This is a genomic window from Pseudomonas agarici, from assembly GCF_900109755.1.
Lineage (GTDB): Bacteria > Pseudomonadota > Gammaproteobacteria > Pseudomonadales > Pseudomonadaceae > Aquipseudomonas > Aquipseudomonas agarici.
Window position 1 is genome coordinate 36,328 of record NZ_FOAR01000006.1, and the last position, 16,098, is coordinate 52,425.

General features: G+C 63.1%; 14 protein-coding genes. 6 read left to right on the forward strand and 8 right to left on the reverse strand.

What is annotated here, in order from left to right; translation table 11 throughout:
- Positions 1–31: 31 nt before the first annotated feature.
- Positions 32–4,342, reverse strand: a complete 4,311-nt coding sequence (locus tag BMX68_RS07405; RefSeq protein ID WP_017129908.1) for a DEAD/DEAH box helicase — start codon at positions 4,340–4,342, stop codon at positions 32–34.
- Between the two features lie 222 nt (positions 4,343–4,564).
- Between BMX68_RS07405 and BMX68_RS07410 the strand changes: the two genes are divergently transcribed.
- Positions 4,565–5,449 carry a sugar nucleotide-binding protein gene (locus BMX68_RS07410; RefSeq protein WP_167375411.1) on the forward strand — a complete coding sequence of 295 codons (885 nt, stop codon included), beginning with the start codon at positions 4,565–4,567 and terminating at the stop codon, positions 5,447–5,449.
- Positions 5,442–6,371, forward strand: coding sequence for an NAD-dependent epimerase/dehydratase family protein (locus BMX68_RS07415; protein ID WP_017129910.1), 930 nt, complete (start codon positions 5,442–5,444; stop codon positions 6,369–6,371). Before BMX68_RS07410 ends, BMX68_RS07415 begins: the two co-directional genes overlap by 8 nt.
- A gap of 6 nt (positions 6,372–6,377) precedes the next feature.
- Here BMX68_RS07415 and BMX68_RS07420 read toward each other — a convergent pair whose 3' ends face one another.
- From BMX68_RS07420 to BMX68_RS07440, 5 genes are all read right to left on the reverse strand, one after another.
- On the reverse strand, positions 6,378–7,076 hold the full coding sequence (locus BMX68_RS07420; protein ID WP_017129911.1) for an OmpW/AlkL family protein: 699 nt from the start codon (positions 7,074–7,076) through the stop codon (positions 6,378–6,380).
- Between the two features lie 96 nt (positions 7,077–7,172).
- On the reverse strand, positions 7,173–7,691 hold the full coding sequence (locus BMX68_RS07425) for a DUF3299 domain-containing protein (protein WP_026012964.1): 519 nt from the start codon (positions 7,689–7,691) through the stop codon (positions 7,173–7,175).
- 26 nt (positions 7,692–7,717) lie between these two features.
- Positions 7,718–8,983 (reverse strand): ABC transporter permease, encoded by a 1,266-nt coding sequence (locus tag BMX68_RS07430; RefSeq protein WP_017129913.1) that lies wholly within the window; start codon positions 8,981–8,983, stop codon positions 7,718–7,720.
- A gap of 1 nt (position 8,984) precedes the next feature.
- A complete protein-coding gene (locus BMX68_RS07435; protein ID WP_017129914.1) occupies positions 8,985–9,695 on the reverse strand; it encodes an ABC transporter ATP-binding protein in 711 nt (236 codons plus the stop codon).
- Positions 9,696–9,868: 173 nt separating this feature from the next.
- Complete coding sequence (locus BMX68_RS07440; RefSeq protein WP_017129915.1) at positions 9,869–10,462, reverse strand: DUF2796 domain-containing protein; 594 nt, start codon at positions 10,460–10,462, stop codon at positions 9,869–9,871.
- Between the two features lie 145 nt (positions 10,463–10,607).
- Between BMX68_RS07440 and BMX68_RS07445 the strand changes: the two genes are divergently transcribed.
- Both BMX68_RS07445 and BMX68_RS07455 read left to right on the forward strand, forming a co-directional pair.
- Positions 10,608–10,952 (forward strand): hypothetical protein, encoded by a 345-nt coding sequence (locus BMX68_RS07445; protein ID WP_017129916.1) that lies wholly within the window; start codon positions 10,608–10,610, stop codon positions 10,950–10,952.
- Positions 10,953–11,565: 613 nt separating this feature from the next.
- Complete coding sequence (locus tag BMX68_RS07455; RefSeq protein ID WP_017129918.1) at positions 11,566–12,861, forward strand: anthrax toxin-like adenylyl cyclase domain-containing protein; 1,296 nt, start codon at positions 11,566–11,568, stop codon at positions 12,859–12,861.
- Positions 12,862–12,905: 44 nt separating this feature from the next.
- On the opposite strand, the gene trxA is transcribed toward BMX68_RS07455, so the two are convergent.
- A complete protein-coding gene (trxA, locus tag BMX68_RS07460) occupies positions 12,906–13,778 on the reverse strand; it encodes a thioredoxin (RefSeq protein ID WP_017129919.1) in 873 nt (290 codons plus the stop codon).
- A 107-nt stretch (positions 13,779–13,885) separates the two neighbouring features.
- Positions 13,886–14,341 carry a YbaY family lipoprotein gene (locus tag BMX68_RS07465; RefSeq protein WP_017129920.1) on the reverse strand — a complete coding sequence of 152 codons (456 nt, stop codon included), beginning with the start codon at positions 14,339–14,341 and terminating at the stop codon, positions 13,886–13,888.
- 139 nt (positions 14,342–14,480) lie between these two features.
- Here BMX68_RS07465 and nrdR point away from each other — a divergent pair, with 139 nt between their 5' ends.
- Positions 14,481–14,945 carry a transcriptional regulator NrdR gene (gene nrdR / locus BMX68_RS07470; RefSeq protein ID WP_017129921.1) on the forward strand — a complete coding sequence of 155 codons (465 nt, stop codon included), beginning with the start codon at positions 14,481–14,483 and terminating at the stop codon, positions 14,943–14,945.
- Positions 14,942–16,081, forward strand: coding sequence for a bifunctional diaminohydroxyphosphoribosylaminopyrimidine deaminase/5-amino-6-(5-phosphoribosylamino)uracil reductase RibD (ribD, locus tag BMX68_RS07475; RefSeq protein WP_017129922.1), 1,140 nt, complete (start codon positions 14,942–14,944; stop codon positions 16,079–16,081). The genes nrdR and ribD overlap by 4 nt, the downstream gene beginning before the upstream one ends.
- Positions 16,082–16,098: the final 17 nt, after the last annotated feature.

Genomic DNA, 16,098 nt, shown 5'->3' on the forward strand with positions numbered 1-16,098 from the left:
TGACCCGCAACCGCTCGCCGCTGGCGCCTGTTCAAGGCCCGCGATGCTGGACCAGTTTCTGCCGGACCTCGGCCGCCGTCTGCTGCTGCAGTTCCAACCAGAACACCTGCTTGCCCGCGACTTCGGCTGCCACCGGTACTCCATCGCGATACACCAGCCGATTGCCCGCCAGCGCCGGAACCTTGTTGCCCGGTAACAGCGTGCCGGCGAGGTTCAGCGGGTCGGCGCCACACACCGCCACCAGGCTGCCGTCCAGGGGGCGGCGGCGCACCTCGCGCAGCAGCGCAATGGCTTCGGGCAAGGCGAACTGTTCGCCGGCCAGCCCGCTGACAAAACGTCCGCCGCGAATTTCGCCACGGGCTTCCAGTCGATGCAGCGTGCGCAACAAATCGCGCCAGCTCGGCAACCATTCGGCTTCCCGTTCCAGCAAGCGCCAGAACACCACGCCATAACGACGCAGCAACGTCATGGCGACCTGCTCGAGGGTTTCCTCCGGCAGTCGTTCGCCGCCGACAGCGGTCGTTGAGGGCCGTCGCAGCAATGCCCAGCGCCCGGCATCGTCCATTCCGCCGACAAACGCTCCGCGCCCGCGTCGACCGGCGCGCGCCTGACGTTTACTGGCCGGGGTGATCAGTGCTCGCAGCCCGGCGAAACTGTCGGCGTTCACCAGGCCGGCGCCCACCAGTTCCTGCAACGCGGTCTCCAGCTCGGTCGGCAGCAGGTGAGCCTCATGCAGCAATTCATCGAAGAACAGTGCGCCGTGCTCGCTCAGGGCCGCGTGAACTTTCAAGGTTCGCGGCGACAGTTCCTCGACCGCAGTCTGTTGCGCCAGGCTGCCCCACAGCAACGCCTGACTGCGCGGCAGCAACACGACCGGCGTGCTGCGCAGTGTCGTATTGGCGGCCTTGTTACGGGCGTTCAGACGCCTCCAGACCAGCTTGCCCGAACGACACAGTTCATCCAGCCAGGTCGACGAATAATCCTTCAGGCGAGCGCTCAGCAGATCGCTGTCCCAGGCCCCGGCGGCGGCCGCGTAGCCTTCGAGCTGGCTGACAATCATTGGCAACGCAGCACTGCCCTGGGCTTGGCTGACGCTGGACAGGTGCTGCCAGTCGAACAGGAAACGCATGAAATCCTGCAAAGCCACGGGTTCGATCTCCCGCCGCAGGCGCTTGACCGTGTAGCGGTGGATGCGGGCCAACAGATGCCGTTCGCACCATTGCTCCGACGTCGCCGCAGGACTGAATTGCCCACGCAGCACATAGCCTTCGCTTTCCAGTTTCGCCAGGGCCTGGGCCAATCGCCCCTCGGCCAACCCCAGAGGGCTGGCGATCTCGCGCAGTGACAGCGGGCCAAAACCGCTGAGACGGGCGCGGACCACTTCGACGGCGGCGACGTCGGCCTCCCAGGCTTGAGCGAAGTCCGCCGGTGGCTGCAACGGCGGTTGTGGCGTGGCGTGCGGATAAAGCGCTTGCAGGCAGGTCAGGCGCTCCAGGGCGACCCAAAACCGCCGGTCGTCGACCCACAGGCAGGTGGCGCGACCGCTGGCGGCCAGGGCTTCGAGCCAGTCCGGCCAGCGGTCATTGGCGTGCGCCTCGGTATCGCTTATCACGGCGAGGCTCATGAGCGCCTCATGCATTTCGTCGGTGCCGTTGGGTTGCGGCCAGGCTTCGGCGCCGACTGCGACGATGGCCTCATGATCCAGCGCGCCGAGGTCGTCGGTGCTGCTCGGGTCGCTCCAGCGCCGATTGAGCACGGCCTGGGTCCGCCGTTCTTCCAGGGGCGCATCGTCGAGAAAGGCATAGGGTTTGGCGTTGAGGATTTGCGCCGCCAGCGGCGACGGCGCCGGCAGATCGCGAGCAATCAGCCGCACCTCGCCGGCTTCCATCCGGCGCAGCAGGGCCAGCCAACCGTCACAGTCCATGGCTTCGTGCAGGCAATCGTCGAGCGTCTGCTCCACCAGCGGGTGATCGGGAATCTCGCGCTCGCCAGCGAGGTTTTCCAGGCAGGCGATCTGGTCCGGGAAGACGCAGGCTGTCAGGTCTTCGCCTTTCATCCGCTGGATTTGTGGTGGCACCTTGCGCCCGCCGACAAAGCGCGGCAATGCCAGCGCGACCCCGGCACTCCAGCGCCAACGCACGCCGAACAGTGGCGCGTCGAGGACCGCCTGGACGAGGATCTGCTCGGCACTGTTGCTGCGCAGATAACGCCAGACCTCATCCAGGGCAAAGCTGTGGCTGGTGGACAGCGACAGAATAATGGCATTCTCGCTCGCGGCGGCCTGCAATTCGAAATTGAAAGTGCGACAGAAGCGCTTGCGCAAGGCCAGGCCCCAGGCACGGTTGATCCGGCTGCCGAACAGCGTGTGGATGATCAATTGAGTGCCGCCGGATTCGTCGAAAAACCGCTCCATCACCAGGGTCTCCTGGGACGGCAGGGCACCCAGGGCCAATCGGGTACGGGCGAGGTATTCGACGATCTGTTCGGCACAGGCCAGTTCCAGGCCGAGGCTGTCGCACAACCAGTCGATGCTGGGCTGCAAGTTGCCGGGCGTGGCTGCCAGTCGCTCATCGAGCTGACCGTGCAGGCGTGCCACGGCGAAAGACAGTTCGTGACTGCGTCCTGGCGCTTCGCCCAGCCAGAACGGAATGCTGGGCGGCTGGCCATGGGCGTCTTCGACCCGCACTTTGCCGGTTTCGACGCGCAGGATCCGATAGGAACTGTTGCCCAACTGGAACACATCGCCGGGAATGCTTTCGATCGCGAAGTCTTCGTTGACGCTGCCGATATTCAGGGCCTGGGGTTCCAGCAGCACGGCATAGTCGGCGTTGTCCGGAATGGTCCCGCCGCTGGTGAGCGCCGTTAGTTGACTGCCGCGTCGGCCACGCAAGGTGCGTGTCATCGCATCCCGATGCAGATAGGCGCTGCGCAGCCCCTGGCGACTGTTGAAACCCTCGGCGAGCATCCGCAGCAAGGCCTGATAATGTGATTCGTCGAGCCCGGCATAGGGGCTGGCACGGCGGATCAGGTCCAACAGCGGGGCTTCCTGCCACTCCTGACAACTGACTTCGGCGACGATCTGCTGTGCCAGTACATCCAGCGGCGCTCGGGGAATCAGCAAGGTGTCCAGCTCGCCCCGGCGAACGCAGTCGAGCAGCGCGGCGCATTCGATCAGGTCATCGCGCGAGGTCGGGAACAGGCGGCCCTTGGGCGTTCCGTCGATCTGGTGGCCGGAGCGCCCGACCCGTTGCAAAAACGCCGAAATAGAGCCTGGCGAGCCAATTTGGCAGACCAGCTCGACCTCGCCGATATCGATGCCCAGCTCCAGCGAAGCCGTGGCAATCAGCACCCGAAGCTCGCCGCGCTTGAGTCGTTGTTCGGCCTCCAGGCGCTGTTCCTTGGCCAGGCTACCGTGGTGGGCGGCCACCGCATCCTTGCCCAGGCGTTCGCTCACATGCTTGGCCAGCCGTTCGGCCAGGCGCCGGGTATTGACGAACACCAGGGTGGTGCGATGTGCCTGGGCCAGTTCGGCGAGACGCTTGTAGACCAGCTCCCAGACGTCATTGGCCATCACCGGCCCCAGCGGCACCGGCAGTACTTCGATGGCCAGGTCCCGTGGGCGGGCATGGCCAATATCGATGATCGCGCAGGGGCGTTCGCTGCCCACCAGGAAGCGCGACACCCCATCGATGGGTTTTTGCGTGGCGGAAAGGCCAATGCGCAGCAGTGGCTCGTGGCACAGCGCCTGCAGGCGTTCGAGGCTCAGGGCCAGGTGACTGCCGCGCTTGCTGGCGGCAATCGCATGGATTTCGTCGACGATGACCGTGCGGGTGGTGGCAAGCATGCGCCGCCCCGAGTCGGAGCCGAGCAGCACATAGAGCGATTCGGGGGTGGTGACCAGGATATGCGGCGCGCTCTTGCGCATCTGCGTGCGATCTTTCTGCGGCGTATCGCCGGTGCGCACCGCCGTGCTGATCGACAACGGGGGCAGGCCCTGGTGTTCGAGTTCGGCGGTGATGCCGGCCAACGGCTCCTGCAGATTGATACGAATATCGTTGGACAGCGCCTTGAGCGGCGAGACATAGACGATAAGGGTTTCAGCCGGCAGCCTGCCGCCTTGATCCAGGCCCTGTCGCACCAGCTCATCAATGACCGCGAGAAAGGCCGTGAGGGTCTTGCCCGAACCCGTGGGCGCGGCGATCAGCGTCGACTGGCGCTCGCGTATCAACGGCCAGGCACGGGCCTGGGCGGCGGTGACGTCCGGGAAGGTGTTGCGAAACCAGGCACTGACGGCCGGATGAAACGCCGCCAGAGCGTCGGGGGTCGGTTCGGGAAGGTTCATACTTCACTTTATGCGGGCGCCGTGGACAAGTTGCAAGCTGAATGGGGATTTGAGTCAGCCACTGTGATCTTTCTGCACTGATAAGCACTCTGCGGGCACTTTCCCCGTGACGGCTGCATCCAAAACCCGCAAAATGCAACGATTGTGGCGGTTGCCAACGGGAAAACCTCGGTTCTTCCACAAACCGCCATTGTTCTGAACAGACCTGAGCCTGCTGACTCTATGCGAATGCGCCTTATGTTATTGGGTGGCGGGAATGCCCTCGGGCAGGCGCTGATTCGCCTGGGTGCGGAGGAAGACATCGATTTCCTCGCCCCCCGCCCGCCGCAAGACGGCTGGGATGCCGCGAGCCTGACGCAATTGCTCGATGACACCCGCCCGAATGCGTTGATCAACCTTGCTTACTATTTCGACTGGTTCCAGGCGGAGGCTGTCAGCGAAACACGGCTGTCCAGCCAGGAACGCGCGATCGAGCGTCTGGCCGAATTGTGCCAGCATCACAATATCGTCCTGGTGCAACCGTCCAGCTATCGGGTGTTCGATGGTTCGCGGGCGACCGCTTACAGCGAAAAAGACGAACCGATTCCTCTCGGCCTGCGCGGCCAGGCGCTGTGGCGCATCGAACAGAGCGTGCGCGCGACCTGTCCGCAACATGTGCTGCTGCGTTTCGGCTGGTTGTTGGACGATAGCATCGACGGCACGCTGGGACGTTTCCTGGCTCGCGCCGAGCGTCCCGAAGAATTGCTGATGGCCGATGATCGGCGCGGCAACCCGACGCCGGTGGACGATGCCGCCCGAGTGATTATTTCGGTGCTCAAGCAACTCGACTGTGCGGCGCCGCTGTGGGGCACCTATCACTATGCCGGCCATGAGGCGACGACGCCACTGGCATTGGGCCAGGCGATCCTCGGCGAGGCGCGCAATTTCCATCCGCTGGCGATCGAGGCGCCGAGCGCCCAGGCCCACGCGGCTCGCCCGGATGCCGTTGAAGAACCGCAGCATGCGGTGCTGGCGTGCAAGAAAATCCTCCATACCTTCGGCATCAAACCGCGCGCCTGGCGCGCCGGGCTGCCGGCTTTACTGGACAGGTTCTATCGTCATGGCTGATACGCCGATTCTGATCACCGGCGGGGCCGGTTTCATTGGTTCCAACCTGGCCGAGCTGCTGTTAGCCAAAGGTTACTCGATTCGTGTGCTGGACGACCTGTCCACCGGCAAGCGTAGCAACCTCGCCCTGGACAACCCGCGAGTCGAGCTGATCGAGGGCGATGTCGCCGATGCCGCGCAGGTTGTCCGGGCCATGGTCGGTTGTCAGGCCGTGGTGCACCTGGCGGCGGTGGCATCGGTACAAGCCTCGGTGGATGATCCGGTGCGCACGCACCGGAGCAATTTTGTGGGTAGCCTGAATGTTTGCGAAGCCATGCGCGAGGCGGGGGTGAAGCGGGTAATCTTCGCCTCCAGCGCTGCGGTCTATGGTAACAACGGCGAAGGTGAGTCGATTGTCGAAGACACGCCCAAGGCACCGCTGACACCGTATGCGGTGGACAAGCTGGCGAGCGAATACTATTTCGATTTCTATCGACGCCAGCATGCCCTGGAGCCGGTGATCTTCCGTTTTTTCAATGTTTTCGGGCCGCGCCAGAATCCGTCCTCGCCGTATTCCGGGGTCATCAGCATCTTCAGCGAACGCGCCGAGAAAGGCCTGCCGATCACCGTGTTTGGCGATGGCGAGCAGACCCGCGATTTCATCTACGTCGGCGACCTGGTGAACGTCCTGGTACAGGCGCTCGAAGCGCCGCAGGTGCACGAAGGTGCGATTAACGTTGGTTTGAACCGCTCCACCAGCCTCAAGCAGATGCTGCAGGTCCTGAGCGAAGTCGTCGGCCCGTTGCCCCCCGTGACGTATGCCCCGGCACGCTGCGGCGATATCCGTCATTCCCGGGCGAACAACCAGCGTCTGCTGGAGCGCTTCGCCTTTCCCGAACCGACGCCGATCGGCGTGGGACTGGCGCGGTTGCTGGGGCGCTGATACCGCTTAGAACTTGTAGCCCAGGCCGACCATGTAAACCATCGGGTCCACATCGACATTGACCTTGGCGCGGGTGCCGCCCGCCACTGCGTTGTTGTCCACGTAGGCCGTGGTGTCGATGTCGATGTAGCGGATCTGGGCGTTGAGCATCAATTTGTCGGTGAGCATATAGTCGGCACCGACCTGCCAGGACAGCCCCCAAGAATTCTTCGCACGGAAATTGTCGAAACCAGCGGCGCTGGCTTCGCTGCCGACATGCTCGTCGTAGATCCAGGTGTAGTTGATGCCAGCACCGAGGTAAGGCTGGAGCGCCGACTTGTGGTCGAGCGGGTAGTACACCACGCTGAGGGTCGGTGGCAGGTGCTTGAGGGTGCCGAGTTTGCCGTTGGCGGCGCCTAGCGCGGTGTTCTTGAGCTTCACGTCATGTTCGAACGGACTCGCGGCCAGCAGTTCGAGACCGATGTGATCGGTGACCATGTAGGCGAAGTTCAGGCCCAACTGAGTGTCGCTGCCCATCGTCGCCTTGCCACCGAGATTGGCGCCGGCCAGCGGGCCGCGATCGACCTTGACGCTGGAGCTGTCGGCGCTCGGATTGATCGTGATCGCTCCGGCGCGAACGATGATGTCACCAGCCTCATGGGCATGGGCAAGCGGGGCGGCGCAGGCGAGGGCAACGAAGGCGGCGCTGAGTAAGGATTTGTGCATGGAAGGACTCCAGAAGACATTTCGAATTCACTGGAGTCAATGGTAAAGAGCGAGCTGATCGAGTCTTTGACTCAGCTCAATGAAAGGTCAATTGCCTTATTCCGGCAACTCGTACACATAGATCTTTTGTGCCTCCATGCCGTACCCCGCATCCGCCAGCTCGCTGGTGCTTGGCTTGACCTGCAGTTCGCCTTCGATCCAGTACGGCTGGTACAACTCGTCGAGCTTGACCCCCAGCTCACTGGTCACATGCACGATCTGGTTCGACGGCGGTGGCGGCACATGGATGCAGGCACCGAAATACGGCACCAGCAGGAACTCGGTGGTGCGGCCTTCCTCGCTCACCTCCAGTGACACGATATAGCCGGGCAATCGCACATGCTGGCCATCGAGGGCCTTGACCACCGGCGCGTCCGGCAGGCTCTGCCTGGCCGCCGGAGCGGCCTCGGGGTCCATGTTGCCCAACTGCGACAAGTCATGCAGCGGGCGCATATCCGGCAGTTCCGGCGGCGCGTCCGGCGGAATCATTTCCTGCCAGGCCAGCTCCCGCGGTTCGTCCTTGGCCCATGACGGCAGAGCCGCCAACAACAGCAGCGCCAACAGCAAGCGGGACAACACAGGTTTTTTCATCACACAAACACTCATAAACGGATGGACAGGCCATCGCTCAGGGATTGCCGATAGGCACGCCAGGCCGGCACGCTGCCCATCAACAGGGCGGCGACGAGGATACCGCCAAGCAGCCTCCATTCATATTCGCTTGGCCAGGACAACGGCAGGTACAGCCCGTAGTTCGACTGCACATAACCCTGGGCCAAGGCGATGCACAGGTACAGCAGACCCAGCCCGGCGACCACGCCGGACAGTGCCAGGGCAAAGGCTTCCAGCACCAGTAGACTGGCGATATGCCAGGGCCGCGCACCCACCGAACGCAGGATCGCCATCTCCCGGCGGCGCTCGTTGAGGCTGGTGAGAATCGCCGTCAGCATGCCGATCAGGCCGGTCAGCACCACAAACAGCGAGACTACGAACAGGGCTTTTTCCGCCGTGCCCATCAGGCTCCAGAGTTCCTGCAAGGCCACCCCCGGAAGGATCGCCAGCATCGGCTCGCCCCGGTACTCGTTGATCTCGCGCTGCACGGCGAAAGTCGCAATCTTGCTCTTGAGGCCGAGCATGAAGGCGGTGATCGCCTGGGGCGTGAGGTCCATGTTACGCGCTTGATCGGCGCTGATCCGCCCGGTGCCGTGGGCCGGTACTCCGTTGTGCCAGTCGATATGGATCGCCTCCATGCCGCCGAGACTGATATGCAGCGTGCGGTCCACCGGGGTTCCGGTGCGCTTGAGGATACCGACCACGGTGAACGGCTTGTCGTCGTGCTTGACCAGGCTGATTGTCGCGACGCCATGAGCCAGCACCAGTTGGTCACCGAGCTTGTAGTGCAAGGCATCGGCGACTTCGGCGCCGAGTACCACTTCGAAAGGATCGCCGGCGAAGGCGCGACCGCCGGCCAGTTCCAGGCGCTGTTGGTGACCGTACTGATAATGCTCGAAGTAGGCTTCGTTGGTGCCCATCACCCGATAGCCGCGATGCGAGTCGCCGAGGGAAATCGGGATGGCCCACTTCACCTGCGGGCTGCTGGCAAAGTGCTCGAAGCTATCCCAGCGGATGTTGTTGGTGGCGTTACCAATGCGAAACACCGAGTACAGCAGCAGGTTAACCGAGCCCGAGCGAGCGCCGACGATCAGGTCGGTGCCGCTGATGGTGCTGGCAAAGCTGGCGCGGGCTTCGGTGCGCACACGCTCCACCGCCAGGAGCAGGCAGACCGAAAGGGCGATGGCGAAGGCCGTGAGAATGGCGGTAAAGCGGCGGTTAGCCAGGCTGGCCAAAGCCAGTCGTAACAGATACATCTCAAACCTCCGCGGGCGCGGTCGCGCGATTCAGGTCGGCCAGGGACAGGTGACGATCGAACAGTGGCGCCAGGCTTTGATCATGGCTGACGAACAGCAGACTGGAGCCGGCTTCCCGGCATTCGGCGAACAACAATTGGATAAAGGCTTCGCGGGCGTCGTAATCGAGGGCCGAGGTCGGTTCGTCGGCGATCACCAGTTCCGGTTGGCCGATCAGTGCGCGGGCAGCGGCGACGCGTTGCTGCTGGCCAATGGACAGGGAGTCGGCGCGCCGTTCCAGCAGCGCTGGGTCCTGCAAGCCGAGGTGCGCGAGCAAGGTCGCGGCGGCCTGGTCGATGCTGCCGTGGCGTTGGCTGGCGCGGCTGGCGCGCAACCTGGAAAAACGACAGGGCAGTTCGACATTCTCGCGCACCGAGAGAAACGGCAGCAGGTTGAACTGCTGGAAAATGTAGCCAGTGTGATCGACACGAAAATGATCGCGGGCGCCGGCCCCGAGCTCGGTCAGCTCCTGGCCGAGCAGGCGGATGCTGCCCCGGCTGGGTTTCTGCACGCCGCCCAGCAGACCGAGCAGGGTGGTCTTGCCGCTGCCGCTGGGGCCCTTGAGAAACAAAGTCTCGCCGGGCTCCAGGCGGAACGCGGGGATGTCCAGCAACAGCGGGTGACCGGGCCAATTGAAGCCCAGGTCGGACAGTTCGATAAGTGCTTGGGTCATTGGGGCCGATTCACAAGTGGTGTGCTCCTGGTGGAGGCGGAACGGGTTGTGGGAGCGGTACTTACCCGCGAGAGGGGCCTTGAGATCGCGGAAAGCTTCGCCGCGACGCCGCCCCGATCCGGTACCGCTCCCACGGACACACATAAGCCCATTCCAACGGGAATGGAGATGGATCAGAACTTCAGGGTAGCGGCCTTCGGTGTCGCATCCACGCCCTGCTGGCCGCTTGGCGAGATGACTTGTACCTGAATTTTCTGGGTCGCGGGGAAGGTCTTGAAGACCTGGGTCAGGTCGAGTTGCTTGAGCGCTGCCGGCGTGGCGCAGTTGAATTGGTAATGCGCGTGGATTTCGCTGTGGTCGTGATGATGCGGGTGCTCGCCGGTGCCCTTGGCGTGGTCGTTATCATCCTCATCGCGGTCGGCGTCCTCCGGGGCCGGATCGCCGAACAACGGGCTTTCCAGTTCTTGGTTGGCAAGCACGCAACCGGCCTCCTTGGGCAGTTGGAACAGCGCCAGCGGTTTGTCGAGCAGGGCGCGCACGGCGGCGACCTTGGCCTTGTCGGCGTCGCTGGTGGCGGTGTGTTCGAAGCCCAGCAGATTCATCGCCGGGCTTTGCAGTTCCAGTTCCAGGGTTTGCGCGTCCAGGGCCGCGTTCAGGCGAGCGACGCCATGTTCGTGAGCACCCAGGCTGGCGTGTTCTGTTTCATGGGCCTGGGCGGCAATCAAGGGTAGCAAGGCAAAAGGCAGGGCGAGAAGCAGGCGACGCATAGCGTTTCTCCAGAAACCACAAAAGGTATTTTGTTATGTGATCTTATAACAATTTATTACGCTTTCAACCACCTGCTTGGCGATCCGGCTGACGCGTGGGAGCATGCCTGCTGGGCTATTCGGTCAAGGATTTTGAGGAAAGTTTATGGTGCGGATTCGCGGAACCATCGGCGAGTGGCCGGTAGATTTGACAGTGGAGCTGGATGACGGCGATTGGGCCCGGCTGGGTGCGCAATTGCAGGTGGAGAAACGGCAGGAGCCAGTGGTGATGGCCAGGCCGATGAGCCAGGACGATGCCGTGTGGCAGATGGCCAAGGACTTGGTGCGCCAAGCCGGGCAGATCGACGGTCCACAACTGCTGGGGCAATTGGAGGGCTTGACCGGGAGTGTGGCGGCGGGCAAACGCTTATTGGTGCGCTTGCGCCACTGTGGTGAGGTCAAGGTGGTGAGTGGGACGGATTCGCCGCTCTATAGTTGGAGCGATGCTTAAGCAGGTGTATTGCTGACTTCACGGACGGCATCTGTTAGGTGGGGCGGTTTGTTGCGCAGGCCGACAGCGCCGGTTCTGGCTTTGCGAAGAAGCTGGGTATGGAGTGTTGTGCGCAAACCCTATCAGGCTCTGTACGAAATGTATCCGCGCTCGCCCATGTGGTGTTGAAAGTCGGCTCGCCATGCTCATGACCACCCGTCGACTGCGTTTACATCCCCAAGATTATTTCCTGGCTGGCGACGAAGACCTCGGCTTTGGAGGCACCTACCGCCTAACCGAAGCGAGCACATTCAAAACCAGGGCGGCCGCTGAAAGCGTTGAGGCGCTAGCAAAAGCTGTAGCGGAGGGTGTGCCGATGTTGACCCCCAATGGTCGACCGAAATCAATGGGGAGCTTCACTACCCTCGCAGATAGGAAATACCAATCACGCATGGCTGGAACCCAGTAGCCTCACGACGCCACTCAAAAGTAGGCGGACCGCAGGGCTGGCGTTCCTATGGGTCGGGCCAGCCTGCTGAATCTACTGTCAAACGCTCGCTAAAACCTGCGCCGCAGACAAAGGCCGCAAAGCCGCTGCCTATTCTGCGGGGGGGCTACGCTTTCAGGACAGCTCATGAATCCGATCGATCATTCTCTTTTCAACCCCAATTTCTCCTTTGGCTCCAGCGGCACGGAGGACGTCCACGCGCCGGCGCAAGCCATGGACGCGACACAGGTACTTGAGCACAGCATCCAACAGGTCGGTGGCAATACCGGCATTCCCGCCGAACACCTGCGTAAGCTGCATCACATTGCTCGTGAAAATGACTGCGTGATCGCCTTCAGGCCTTTCGATCCACTGAACAGGTCGTTGGTCGAACAGGGTCATCCGACCAAGAGCCAACAGATCAAGGGTAAGAGTTCCGACCTGGGGCCGCTTTACGGCTTCATTCCGGTACAACAGGCGCTCAGCAAGGTGCGTGGCCGCGGACCGGAAGCGATCGCAAAGGCAGACCAAGACATCAAGACGGTGCTGGAAAAGCAACACGCCAGGGCCATTGCGCTGCGGCTACCGCAAGAGCGTCTGGGGCTACTGCAGGACGAGGGTTTGATCCGGCTGCATGCACCGTTGAGCGATGGCACACGTAAGATCACGCTCCCCGGCGACTCTACCGAGTTCACCGCCCGACTCGCCGATAACGGCAAATCGTTCGAAATTCTGCATGGAGGAGAGGCGGTGCAAGTGCTGGCACCCATGAGACAACCAGACGATCCTCTCCAGGACAAACCGCTGACGGCCGATTATGACCTGTTCGTAATCATGCCCAATTGGGGGCAAGTGGGCGAGCAAACCAACCGGCGCTTGTCGCAACCGGGTCTACGCGATCCCTTGTCGGGCGTCATGCCCGGTGGCCCGAAGGATGGCGGGACCGACCACATCACGGCCCTGGAGCGGCGCATCGCTAATCAGATCAATGAACGGCTGCGTCCCGACATCGATTTCGACCAACCAGGCAACGCCGCCTGGCGCTTGGTGCACCATGGTGCCGATCAGGGAAACCCCCAAAGTGATCTGAAAGACAACTTTCCCGCCACGCTGATTTTGCCACGGCAACTAGGCGAGCATGGGCCGGTTACAATCCTGCGCGACCCAGGAGCGTTGAATGCGTTCATCCAGCAACATGGTGGGCAATATCCAATGGTCCGTAATACCGCTTGGAACCAGCTCTCGGGCCATGTGGGCCGGCGCGCCAGTGATCTCAGCACACGCAGCAATGAACCGAGCCCGGCCCCCAGCCGCAAGTCCAGCCTTACCCCCCGGGACATTCAGGTCCTGCAGGCCGCCTCGGCACGGCGCAACAGCCGTCCCCAGCTGTTCGGCGAACGCCGCGGTTCACTGGCGCCTTTCCAGGAGCAAGAGCCTTCATGACTTGATGAAGATACATCCGCCTGTTCGAGATCGAGTGAGGTGGCTCAGTAAAGTGCCGCGAACAACTTGCGTCGGTAAGTAGTCACCAGCGGATGGTCGTTGCCCAGCAGGTCGAACACTTGCAGCAAGGTCTTGTGGGGCAGGCCTTCGCTGTAGCCGCGGTTGCGGGTAAACAGCTTAAGCAAGGCATCCAACGCGGCGTCGTACTGTTGGCGGGCCAGTTGCTGGATTGCCAGTTGATAGATGGCTTCGTCGTCCAGTGGATTCTGGGCCAGGCGGGCTTTCAGGTCGGCGGTATCCGGCAGCGCGGCGGCCTGGCGCAGGAAGGTCAACTGGGACTTGGCGCCGGCCAGGGCGGCCTTGTGTTCGTCACCCTTGACCGTATCGAGCACGGTTTGCGCTTCGTCCAGTTCACCGCGTTCGGCAAGGCAGCGGGCGTAGAGGATCAGCGCCTGGGCGTTGCTGTTGTCTTCGTCCAGTAGCGCCACCAGGGTCGCTTCGGCGTCGGCGATTCGGCCCTCGCCGAACAGCGCCTGGGCCTGTTCGAAAGGATCGTTCGCGGCCGGCGCTGGCATTTGTACATGGGGTTCGAGCATGGCGCGTACCGCCGACTCCGGCTGGGCGCCGGCGAAGCCGTCCACCGGCTGGCCGTCCTTGAACAACAGCACGGTCGGCAGGCTGCGGATACCGAAACGGGCGACGATGTCCTGCTCGGCATCACAGTCGACTTTGGCTAGCAGCAGTTCGCCCTGATAGCTTTCGGCGACCTGTTGCAGCATCGGCATCAGGGCCTTGCAGGGCGCACACCATTGCGCCCAGAAGTCCACCAGCACTGGCTTGTGGAACGAGTTCTGGATCACCGCCTGGTCGAAGTTCAGAGCGGTGGCGTCGAAGATGTAGGGCGTGTCCTGAGTCATCGGGAATCTCGAAGAGCGGGGGGGATGGTGCAACTATAAGGCCTGGGGCGGGTGGGCCGAAAGCGGCGGTTGAGCCACACAGGCCGCTAGTGGGTCGAGTGCTGGATTCAAGGCGCGCTGACGAATTGCAATTCACCCATGGCCTGAGTGGTCGGCTGGTCCACCGACACCGAAGGCAGGTGCAGGATCAGTTGCCCGGACTGGCTGGCGCGCCCGCGCAGTTCGACGCGACTGTCCGGCGGAAACACCTCCGGATTGAAGCGCAGGCGGAACGGCAGCACCTGGCCGGTGCCGTTGATCTTGCTGCTGGCCAGCAGTTGTTGCGGGCGACCGCGCTCATCGATCACCAGCAGCGCCAGTTCGACCTCGGCATTGGCCGGCACGCCGAGCAGGGTGCCGCTCAGTTCGCGTTGGAAAGCCGGCAGCGGGCCGAGTTCTTCGTAGGGACTTAGCGGTTTTTTTGTCTGAACCTGGTGGGGCGGGGCCGGCTCGGGCTTGGGGGCGCCGCTGCAAGCGACAAGCAGGCCGGCGAGGCTGAGCAAAACAAGCGGTCGTACTGACATCTACAACTCCAACTGAGGCGCAAAGCGGTGGTTCTGATGGAATAACGTTAGTCCGCCGACTGTATACCGCAAACCCTATGGCTTGTCTTGCCACGGGGATGCGCTACCATGACCCTCCCATTTTTTGTTGCCTGCCACCATGCACTGTCCCTTCTGTGGTGCCAACGACACCAAAGTCATCGATTCGCGTCTGGTCGCCGAGGGCGAACAGGTGCGCCGCCGGCGTGAATGCCTGGCCTGCGGTGAGCGTTTCACTACCTTTGAAACCGCCGAACTGGTTTTGCCGCGCCTGATCAAGCAGGACGGCAGTCGCCAACCCTTCGACGAAGAAAAACTGCGCGCCGGTATGCAGCGGGCCTTGGAAAAACGCCCGGTGAGTGTCGAGCGCCTGGAAGCGGCGCTGGCGCATATCAAGCACAAGCTGCGGGCGACCGGCGAGCGCGAGGTCAAGTCGTTGATCGTCGGCGAGCTGGTGATGAGCGAGTTGCAGAAACTCGACGAAGTCGCCTATATCCGCTTTGCTTCGGTCTATCGTCGTTTCCAGGATCTCAACGAGTTCCGTGAAGAGATCGACCGTCTCGCCCGGGAGCCCGTCCATCAATGAGCCTTGCCACCGAACAGGCGATTCTCGATGCCCACTACATGGCCCGGGCCCTGGAGCTGGCCCGTAAGGGGCGCTACTCGACGCACCCTAACCCACGGGTGGGTTGCGTGATTGTGCGCGACGGCGAAGTGGTCGGCGAAGGTTGGCACGTGCGAGCCGGCGAGCCCCATGCCGAAGTCCACGCTTTGCGCGAGGCGGGCGAAAACGCCCGTGGCGCGACGGCATACGTGACGCTGGAGCCGTGCAGTCACTTCGGTCGTACACCGCCGTGCGCCGACGCACTGGTCAAGGCTGGCGTGGGCCGGGTGGTCGCGGCCATGCAGGACCCCAATCCGCAGGTCGCCGGACGTGGTCTCAAGCACCTGGCCGATGCTGGGGTCACGGTGCTCAGCGGCGTGCTCGAAGGCGAGGCGCGGGCGATCAACCAGGGCTTCCTCAAGCGTATGGAACATGGTCTGCCGTGGGTGCGAGTCAAGCTGGCGATGAGCCTGGACGGTCGCACCGCCATGGCCAGTGGTGAAAGCCAGTGGATCACCGGGCCTGCCGCGCGCTCCGCCGTGCAACGACTTCGGGCTCAGGCCAGCGCGGTGCTCACCGGCGCCGATACGGTATTGGCCGATAATGCCCGGCTGACCGTGCGTGCCGCCGAACTGGGGCTGGACCCCGAACTGACGGCCTTGGCCGAGCGTCGGCCGCCGTTGCGGGTACTGATCGACGGGCGCCTGCGGGTGCCGCTCGACGCGGCTTTCTTCCAGGCAGGTCCGGCGCTGGTGGTGACGTGCGCGGCGACCGTCAGCGCCGACTACCAGGCCGCAGGGCACGAGGTCCTGAGCGTGCCGGGCAGCGACGGCCAGGTTGACCTGCCCCAGTTGCTGAGCCAATTGGCAGCCCGTGGCGTCAATGAACTGTTGGTCGAGGCCGGTCCGCGCCTGGCCGGAGCCTTTGCTCGCCAGGGCTTGGTGGACGAATACCAGATATTTGTCGCGGCAAAGTTCCTCGGTTCCCGTGCGCGCCCGCTGCTGGATTGGCCGCTGGAGCAGATGAGCGAGGCCCCGCAGTTGAAGATCACTGAAATGCGCGCAGTGGGCGATAACTGGCGAGTCACCGCAATACCTGACCCGGCATCCGGCGTATAATTCACGCCTTGCGCCCC

Bases quoted from the DNA above. Each gene is read 5' to 3' on its own strand.
- BMX68_RS07405 (WP_017129908.1), bottom strand. From the start codon at position 4,342: ATGAACCTTCCCGAACCGACCCCCGACGCTCTGGCGGCGTTTCATCCG.
- BMX68_RS07455 (WP_017129918.1), top strand. From the start codon at position 11,566: ATGAATCCGATCGATCATTCTCTTTTCAACCCCAATTTCTCCTTTGGC.
- BMX68_RS07410 (WP_167375411.1), top strand. From the start codon at position 4,565: ATGCGAATGCGCCTTATGTTATTGGGTGGCGGGAATGCCCTCGGGCAG.
- trxA (WP_017129919.1), bottom strand. From the start codon at position 13,778: ATGACTCAGGACACGCCCTACATCTTCGACGCCACCGCTCTGAACTTC.
- BMX68_RS07415 (WP_017129910.1), top strand. From the start codon at position 5,442: ATGGCTGATACGCCGATTCTGATCACCGGCGGGGCCGGTTTCATTGGT.
- BMX68_RS07430 (WP_017129913.1), bottom strand. From the start codon at position 8,983: ATGTATCTGTTACGACTGGCTTTGGCCAGCCTGGCTAACCGCCGCTTT.
- nrdR (WP_017129921.1), top strand. From the start codon at position 14,481: ATGCACTGTCCCTTCTGTGGTGCCAACGACACCAAAGTCATCGATTCG.
- BMX68_RS07420 (WP_017129911.1), bottom strand. From the start codon at position 7,076: ATGCACAAATCCTTACTCAGCGCCGCCTTCGTTGCCCTCGCCTGCGCC.
- BMX68_RS07440 (WP_017129915.1), bottom strand. From the start codon at position 10,462: ATGCGTCGCCTGCTTCTCGCCCTGCCTTTTGCCTTGCTACCCTTGATT.
- ribD (WP_017129922.1), top strand. From the start codon at position 14,942: ATGAGCCTTGCCACCGAACAGGCGATTCTCGATGCCCACTACATGGCC.
- BMX68_RS07435 (WP_017129914.1), bottom strand. From the start codon at position 9,695: ATGACCCAAGCACTTATCGAACTGTCCGACCTGGGCTTCAATTGGCCC.
- BMX68_RS07465 (WP_017129920.1), bottom strand. From the start codon at position 14,341: ATGTCAGTACGACCGCTTGTTTTGCTCAGCCTCGCCGGCCTGCTTGTC.
- BMX68_RS07445 (WP_017129916.1), top strand. From the start codon at position 10,608: ATGGTGCGGATTCGCGGAACCATCGGCGAGTGGCCGGTAGATTTGACA.